Origin of the sequence: Emticicia fluvialis (assembly GCF_024793945.1) — a bacterium.
Taxonomy (GTDB): Bacteria; Bacteroidota; Bacteroidia; order Cytophagales; family Spirosomataceae; genus Emticicia; species Emticicia fluvialis.
This window is the reverse complement of the sequence record NZ_JANUSD010000004.1, coordinates 352,133-359,526: the sequence shown is the minus strand read 5'-3', so window position 1 is coordinate 359,526 and position 7,394 is coordinate 352,133. Positions and strand designations below refer to the sequence as shown.

Sequence of the window (7,394 nt, the reverse complement as noted above, 5' to 3'; positions counted from 1 at the left end):
ATAAAGGCAAAAAAATTGTAACATCAGCCGAAATGCAATCTTTTGCCTCAATTACTCCAATCACCTTATAACATCTTGATGTTGCTCCAACCAAATCAATAATTCTTGCCATAAAACTTGTTTGTTCAATTATTAATCAGGCTTGGTAAATGGCATTTAGTTGAGAAGGTAAGCATTTCTAATGTTTTGAAACAGCTAAAGCCACCGAAATTTTATATATTCGTGGCTTTACCGATACTCAATGAAAAATCTTAGAACTTACTTCATCCTTACCCTAAGCCTGATTGCCTACGTATCTTCTGCCACTGCCCAAACCTTAAAAGAAGACAAAAAACTGAAAGCGCAGCTACAGGAAATTCTTAATGGTTTTAATGGAGATGCAGGCATATATGTTCAGAATCTTAAAACCAACAAGTATGTGGCTATTAATGCAGACACGTTGTTTCCTACGGCCAGCATGGTTAAAATACCCATAATGATTGGTACTTTTGATAAAATACGCCAGGGTTCACTGCAATACGAGCAGGAACTGATTTACCGGGATTCTTTACATTATGACGATGGCATCGTCGGCTCGCTGCGCGACAGCGCGAAAATTCCGCTTAGTCATGTAATGATGCTGATGTGTACCATTAGCGACAATACCGGCAGCTTATGGCTACAGGCTTTAGTAGGTGGCGGAAAGCGTATCAATGCTATCCTCGACTCCCTGGGCTTTGTTGTAACAAGAGTTAACTCAAGAACTCCCGGCAGGGAAGCGTATCGTAGCCAATATGGCTGGGGACAGACCTGCCCCCGCGAAATGGCGAAGTTATTAACTTTGTTGCGAAGAGGTGAAATTATATCTCCGGCTTATTCAGACAGAATGTACCGGAATCTGGGCAGGCAGTTCTGGGATAGCCACGGATTATCACAGATTCCTGAAAATATAAAGGTTGCTACCAAAAACGGAGCCGTGAACCGCTCTCGCTCTGAAACTGTTCTGGTACACGCGCCAGGTGGAGAATACGTTTACAGCATTATTACAAAAAACCAGAAGGACGAATCCTGGACGCGCACCAACGAAGGCTTTGAATTATTGCTTAAAGTAAGTGCCTTACTGTGGCATTATTATGAACCGAAATCAAAATGGAAACCGGTTGATGGCTATGATAAATTCTAAATACAACATGATACAGGCTTACAAAAAAGACGGGGAGTTACTTCAGGAGATACAAAGCACGATTGATAAAAGAGAGGGATTCAGGCTTTGGTGGCTTGGCCAAAGTGGGTTTCTGATTCAGTATAATGGAAGGCACCTGCTTTTTGACCCATACCTGTCAGATTCCCTCACCAAAAAATATGCACAGACAGATAAGCCGCATACACGCATCAGCGAATTAGTTATTGAACCTGCATTGCTGAATATGATTGACGTGGTAACGTCGTCTCATAATCATACCGACCACCTGGATGCAGAAACATTACTACCTCTTTTTGAGGTTAATCCATCCATTAGCATGATTATCCCGGAAGCTAACCGAAGTTTTGTTGTGGATAGATTAAAATGTACCTACGACTGGCCCATTGGCTTAAACGATAATGAAAGTACCGAAATAGGCCCATTCAGAGTTTATGGAGTGCCTGCTGCACATAACCAACTTGAAAGAGACGAGGCAGGAAACCTGAAATACATGGGCTTTGTTGCCGAATTCGGACCATATAAAGTTTACCACTCAGGCGATACGCTATGGTATGAAGGTATAGTTGAGATACTGAAACCTTTTCAGGTTGATGTTGCATTTTTGCCCATAAACGGCAATAAACCAGAAAGAAAAGTAGCCGGGAATCTGAATTTTGAAGAAGCAGCAAGGCTGGGTAAAGAAATTGGCGCAAAGCTTACTATTCCGCACCATTATGACCTGTTTGAGTTTAACACAGAAGACCCCAATAGTTTTGTTTTGAAAGCAAAAGAATTAGAAATACCTTATAGGGTATTGGAATTAGGAAAAAGCACTGAAATAGTTTGAAAAATAAAATCCATTGCAGGTATTATAGGCCTGCAATGGATTTGCCAGCATTTTATTCATGCCCTATATCTGTATTTACAGCGTTACCAACCACTCTGTAAATCTCGTACCATTCCTGATGAGTTAATTTAACAGCTGAGGCACTGGCAGCATTACGGATGCGGCTTTCTGATGTTGACCCTATGATGGGCAATGTGCCTAGTTTCATAAGCCATGCTACGGCCGTTTGCTCAATGTTAGCATTATACCTGGCACCAATTTTTTCAAGCACTGTTCTTAATTTAACGGCCTTTTCGTCTTCTCCGCTAAGAATCCTACCACCTGCCAAAGGCGCCCAGGCCAATGGTTTGCTAAAACTTTGCTTAATGAAATCTATCCTGCCATCTTCAATGGCGGTTGTGTTCATCAGATTTAACTCAATATGATTAGTTACAATCGGAATAGACAGGTAAGACGCCAGTAGTTGATGCTGAAAAACAGTGAAGTTGGCCACACCAATATGATTAACCTTGCCAGAATTTACCACCTGTGCCAAGGCCATTGCGGTTTGCTCAGGGTCTGAAAGAAAATCGCTTTGATGCAGCAGAAAAATATCAAGATAATCAGTCTTTAGCCTTTTCAGTGAATTATCAACACTTTTCAGAATATGCTCTTTTGATGTATCATAGTAATCAAACGAACCATCATCAGACTTCCGGATACCACATTTACTAAAAAGAACAATGTCTTCTCTCTTAAAAGACTTGCTTTTAATAATTTTACCGAAATGCTCTTCAATGGTATAGTTTCCATAAACATCGGCATGGTCAAAAGTATTAATACCCAGCTCAAGACAGAGATTAATTATTTTTTCAATTTTTGCCGTGGTACTTTGTCCCTCATCGTTCCATCGCCAGAACCCGTAAATTGCCTCCGAAACTTTAGGGCCCGAATCACTCAGGTAAACTTTTTTCATTAGGTTAGTTTAATTGTATCCGCCACAAAAATAATTAAAATTCGGATATTTCATGTAATTGTAAAAAATTGTGAAAATACAATCAACCGTTCAGCGCAAAGCCTTTCTAATATCAAGGCCAGTTAATATTTTATTCCTGACAAATACCAGCTTTACAAATAGGCCACCTCAGCTGGTTTTGTCAACCTGCTGGTAAAATCGTGCAAAATAGCTTTTCCCTCCGCCCACTCACCAAAGCCTGAACTGGCATTGATATGCCCCTTTGCCCCTATGTTGAGAAATGCACTGCCCCATTGCTGTGCAAAATATGCTGAGCGCTCAATAGAAGCATATATATCATTGGTACTTGCTACAACAAGGGTTTCAAACGGTAGATTTGTATTTGGTATCGGACTAAACCCTTCAACAAAACTTAGCCTTTCTGATAATTCTGCATCTGCAGGGGCAACCAGCAAAGCGCCTTTAACGAATGGAGAGTAAAACTTTTGAGCCCAATGAGCCACAGTTAAACACCCCAGGCTATGTGCTACTAATATGGTAGGTTGCTTAAGATTACTTATATATCTATTCAGACGGTCTACCCACTCGGCACGGTCGGGCAGATCCCAGTTATCCTGTTCTACTCTGGTAAAAACAGCCGGACTCTGTTTTTCCCAAATAGTCTGCCAGTGCCTCGGACCAGAACTTGCCAGACCCGGGATTGTCAGATAATTGATGTCTGTTCTGAATTGCATGCTATTATTTGTTTATTAAATAAACAATAAACGGATAAACTTTGTGTCTGCGTATCAGGCAGCATAATTAACAAACGGAACCCTGTTGACAGCCGCAAACACAGCCCCCAGCACTTTGGTTGCCGAAAATGTATGCAAAAAATCTTCGTCTATAGTATGATAAATGACATTTGCATATTGATTAAGTACATAGGTAGCCGGAATAGGTACCTCTTCTGAAATGCCAGACACCTTATCCCAAACAGGAACATCCTTCGAAAAAAGCCCGAACTTTTCCGATATCTCGTTATGTGGGTCTGCAATTACATTAAACGGAATCTCAAAGTATTGCACCATTTCTCTAACGTCCTGATACGAAGCATGCACAATTACCAGCAGGTTACCTCCTAAAGCAAGTATCTCAGGATATGCCTGGCTCAGTAACTTCAGGTGTTTTAAACCGTAGTTATTCCAGCCGCCAGATAAAAAACTGATAACCAGAGGCTTATTATCCATAATTGACTTTATGGTAGCCTGGGTATAATTAAATCGATAAGAAACCTGCTGCCAGATACCCATATCTTTTTTGAAAGTGATATCGGGTGCTTTAGAGCCGGTAAGCAATGGCAACAACTTACTGTTGTTTCTTTTTACCTGAATATCAGTATCCCAGAAAGCCGGGTCATATTTGGGTGTGTAGTTGCTCATAACGTCTGAATCGATTAAAATACTTTGTTTTCCGTTAACGATGCAAATATAACAAATAATCTATATAGTCTAGTATATTAGTAGATTAATTTTAGATAAAATAGTATATCCATATAATCTACTACAAGATACTATTGCAGTGCCTGTTGAATTAACAAAAAATGGCATGCTTAAACTAAACATGCCATAAGGAATGGTTTTTCTAAGTCAATTATCTGAACAGATAATAAGCTATTATCAGGGTAATGAAAATATTAAATGTTTGAGCAATTAAAAAGGCATACAGTGGCTTTTTGTTGTCTTTATTGAAAATATCCCTGAAGTTTGTTTCAAGACCAATACTGGTAAAGGCCAAAGCAAACCATAAACCTTGCAGATTTTTCAGGCTTCCCTTTACTGCATTGATGGTATCGGCAGGCACAAAGAAAGAAAAAAGCAACGAAGCAGCCAGGAATCCGAGTACAAACTTCGGGAAACGGTCCCAAATTACGGTCAATGATGGTTTTGTTTCATTATCTTTTGCCAGCGGATTGTTAGTGTAGGTCCAGTAAATAGAGATGGCAAAAGCAGCAACTCCCAACAAAACATTCTGCGAAAATTTTACAATTGTGCTGGTTTTCAATGCCACTTCCCCAACCAGTGTTCCTGATGCAACTACAGCCCCGGTGGTATCTATTGTACCACCCAGCCAAGCACCTGTTACTTCTTCAGACAAACCCAACGCTTTGGCAATGTAAGGCATAAATATCATCATAGGTATAGCGGTTATCAGCACCAGTGAAATAACGTACGATAACTTTTTAGAGTCTCCTTTAATGGCCCCTGAAGTAGCAATAGCCGCAGATACGCCGCAAATAGAAACAGCGCTTGACAGCATAATGGCCATTTCTTCATCAATACCTAATTTTTTAGATACCCAGAATGCAAAATACCATACTGATACTACCACTACCAAAGCCTGAATAAGCCCCAGCAAACCTGCTTGCAGGATATCGGAAAATATTACGCTTGTACCTAAAATTACAAGCCCTATTTTCACAAAAACCTCGGTTGACAAAGAGTTTTTTAACCACAAAGGTAATTGTACAGTATTACCAATAACTAAGCCTATCAGCAAACTAAAAATCACCGCCTCCAGGTTAAGGTTTTTTACTTTATTGTTGCCGGCTATAATAAGTGCCAGCATGGTAAGCACAAAAATAACCGGTATACCAGCCAGTAAAGGCACTACCGGCTTGCCAAGTGCCAAGGCCCCAATAATAGCACAGGTAAGCACGGCTAATAATAACACCAGAATTTTTACAATGTTATCATAAGCCAGTACTTTCGTTAGCAGATCATTACTGGTTTGCCAGCCAAATGAAGGTGTTGGTAACAGTACCCCCAGAATAGATAAAATAATGATTGAAAATCCAAGTAAAATAACGGTTGAGTCTTCGGTAAAAAAGATTTTCTTGGCAGGTGTAGGCATGTCAATGCGAAATTTTAGAGGGTTATAGTGGTTTATGTTTCAAATACTTAATTACTGTTTAACTGTGCTGAGGAAACAAATCTTTCAAAACTCTTTGTGCAGCGTGGTATCCGCACATACCGTGTACCCCACCACCCGGAGGCGTTGAGGAAGAACAAATGTAAAGACCTTTGGTGGAGGTACGATAAGGAGACCACCTGAGTGCGGGCCTTGTAAAAAGCTGCGAAAGCGTTTGAGCCCCACCGTTAATATCACCCCCTATATAATTAGGGTTATAATCTTCCATTTGTGCCGTATTCATGGTATGCCGGGCCAGAATCCTGTCTCTGAACCCGGGCGCAAAGCGTTCAATCTGCTGTTCAATGCGGTCTGTCATGTCCAGGGTTGAATTGGCAGGCACATGACAGTAACCCCACAATGTTTGTTTCCCTTCCGGTGCGCGAGTGGTATCAAATATACTTTGTTGCGCTAATAAAACAAAAGGTTTATCAGGATGCTTGCCGGCCCAGTTCATTTTCTCTGCATTGGCAACTTCTTCAAATGTACCCCCGATATGAACCGTACCGGCCTGTCGGCAACCGGAATTAGTAAATGGCACCGGCTCTGCCAATGCCCAGTCGACTTTAAAAACCCCCATGCCATACCTGTATCTTTTCAGTTGTGATTGATAAACTGAAGAGAAGGTATGGCCAGCTATTTGTAATAGCTGCCGGGGGGTAACATCAAATAATACAGCTGTTGATGAAGGTAATTGCTGCAATGACTTTATATATGTACCGGTTTCTATCTGCCCGCCTAAAGATTGGAAATAAGCTGCCAAAGCTGTGGCTATCTGATTTGAGCCTCCTTTGGGTATAGGCCATCCATGCGCATGCCCAGCTGAAAGTAAAACCAGACCGATGGCGGCGGTGGTTAATTTATCAAGCGGAAGCATTGAATGTGCTGCCATACCACCCCACAAGCCTTTTGCTTCTTTTGACCGAAAACGCCCGGCAAGCATTGAAGCCGGTTGCAAGGCATTGAGACCAAATTTTGTAAACTGCCATATATTGTCAGGCAAATGTAAAGGTGCCAGTATATCATTTACCAGCCCTGAAAAACCCGCAGTTAATGGTTGAATTAACTTTAAATACGCTTTTTCATCTATTCCAAAAGCGGAGGCAGTTTCTGCCACAGAGCGGTGGACCAACGCAGCTGAACCACCGTCAAACGGATGAGCCGCTGCTACCGGAGGCTGGATAAATTCGAGTCCGAAATCAGCCAGAGGCAATGACTTGAAAAAAGGCGATGCGAGTGCCATTGGATGAATGGCCGAACAAACATCATGTACAAACCCCGGTAATGTGAGTTCTTCAGACCGTAGCCCGCCACCAATTTTTCCCCGTCCTTCAATCAGTAATACTGATAAACCTGCCTGCTGTAAGGTTATAGCCGCAGCCAAGCCATTTGGCCCAGCCCCTACTATTACCGCATCATACTCTTTCTTTGCCATTTTACCTCAATTTACCGATTTACGTAATTAGCCCATTTGAAAATAC

Annotated in this window: 7 protein-coding genes; 2 read left to right on the top strand and 5 right to left on the bottom strand. The window is 41.4% G+C overall.

The window, feature by feature from the left end:
* Positions 1–241: 241 nt before the first annotated feature.
* Both NZ848_RS07060 and NZ848_RS07055 read left to right on the top strand, forming a co-directional pair.
* Positions 242–1,162 (top strand): serine hydrolase, encoded by a 921-nt coding sequence (locus tag NZ848_RS07060; RefSeq protein ID WP_259014925.1) that lies wholly within the window; start codon positions 242–244, stop codon positions 1,160–1,162.
* Positions 1,149–2,009 (top strand): MBL fold metallo-hydrolase, encoded by an 861-nt coding sequence (locus NZ848_RS07055; protein WP_259014924.1) that lies wholly within the window; start codon positions 1,149–1,151, stop codon positions 2,007–2,009. Before NZ848_RS07060 ends, NZ848_RS07055 begins: the two co-directional genes overlap by 14 nt.
* Before the next feature lie 52 nt (positions 2,010–2,061).
* Here NZ848_RS07055 and NZ848_RS07050 read toward each other — a convergent pair whose 3' ends face one another.
* From NZ848_RS07050 to NZ848_RS07030, 5 genes are all read right to left on the bottom strand, one after another.
* Positions 2,062–2,964: an aldo/keto reductase gene (locus tag NZ848_RS07050; protein ID WP_259014923.1), complete on the bottom strand. Its 903-nt coding sequence runs from the start codon at positions 2,962–2,964 to the stop codon at positions 2,062–2,064.
* 152 nt (positions 2,965–3,116) lie between these two features.
* Positions 3,117–3,698 carry an RBBP9/YdeN family alpha/beta hydrolase gene (locus NZ848_RS07045; protein ID WP_259014922.1) on the bottom strand — a complete coding sequence of 194 codons (582 nt, stop codon included), beginning with the start codon at positions 3,696–3,698 and terminating at the stop codon, positions 3,117–3,119.
* Positions 3,699–3,752: 54 nt separating this feature from the next.
* Positions 3,753–4,385, bottom strand: a complete 633-nt coding sequence (locus NZ848_RS07040; RefSeq protein ID WP_259014921.1) for a peroxiredoxin family protein — start codon at positions 4,383–4,385, stop codon at positions 3,753–3,755.
* Positions 4,386–4,596: 211 nt separating this feature from the next.
* On the bottom strand, positions 4,597–5,856 hold the full coding sequence (locus NZ848_RS07035) for a YeiH family protein (protein WP_259014920.1): 1,260 nt from the start codon (positions 5,854–5,856) through the stop codon (positions 4,597–4,599).
* A 58-nt stretch (positions 5,857–5,914) separates the two neighbouring features.
* The gene (locus NZ848_RS07030; protein WP_259014919.1) at positions 5,915–7,348 is read right to left on the bottom strand and encodes a phytoene desaturase family protein; all 1,434 of its coding nucleotides are present in this window, start codon (positions 7,346–7,348) and stop codon (positions 5,915–5,917) included.
* Positions 7,349–7,394: the final 46 nt, after the last annotated feature.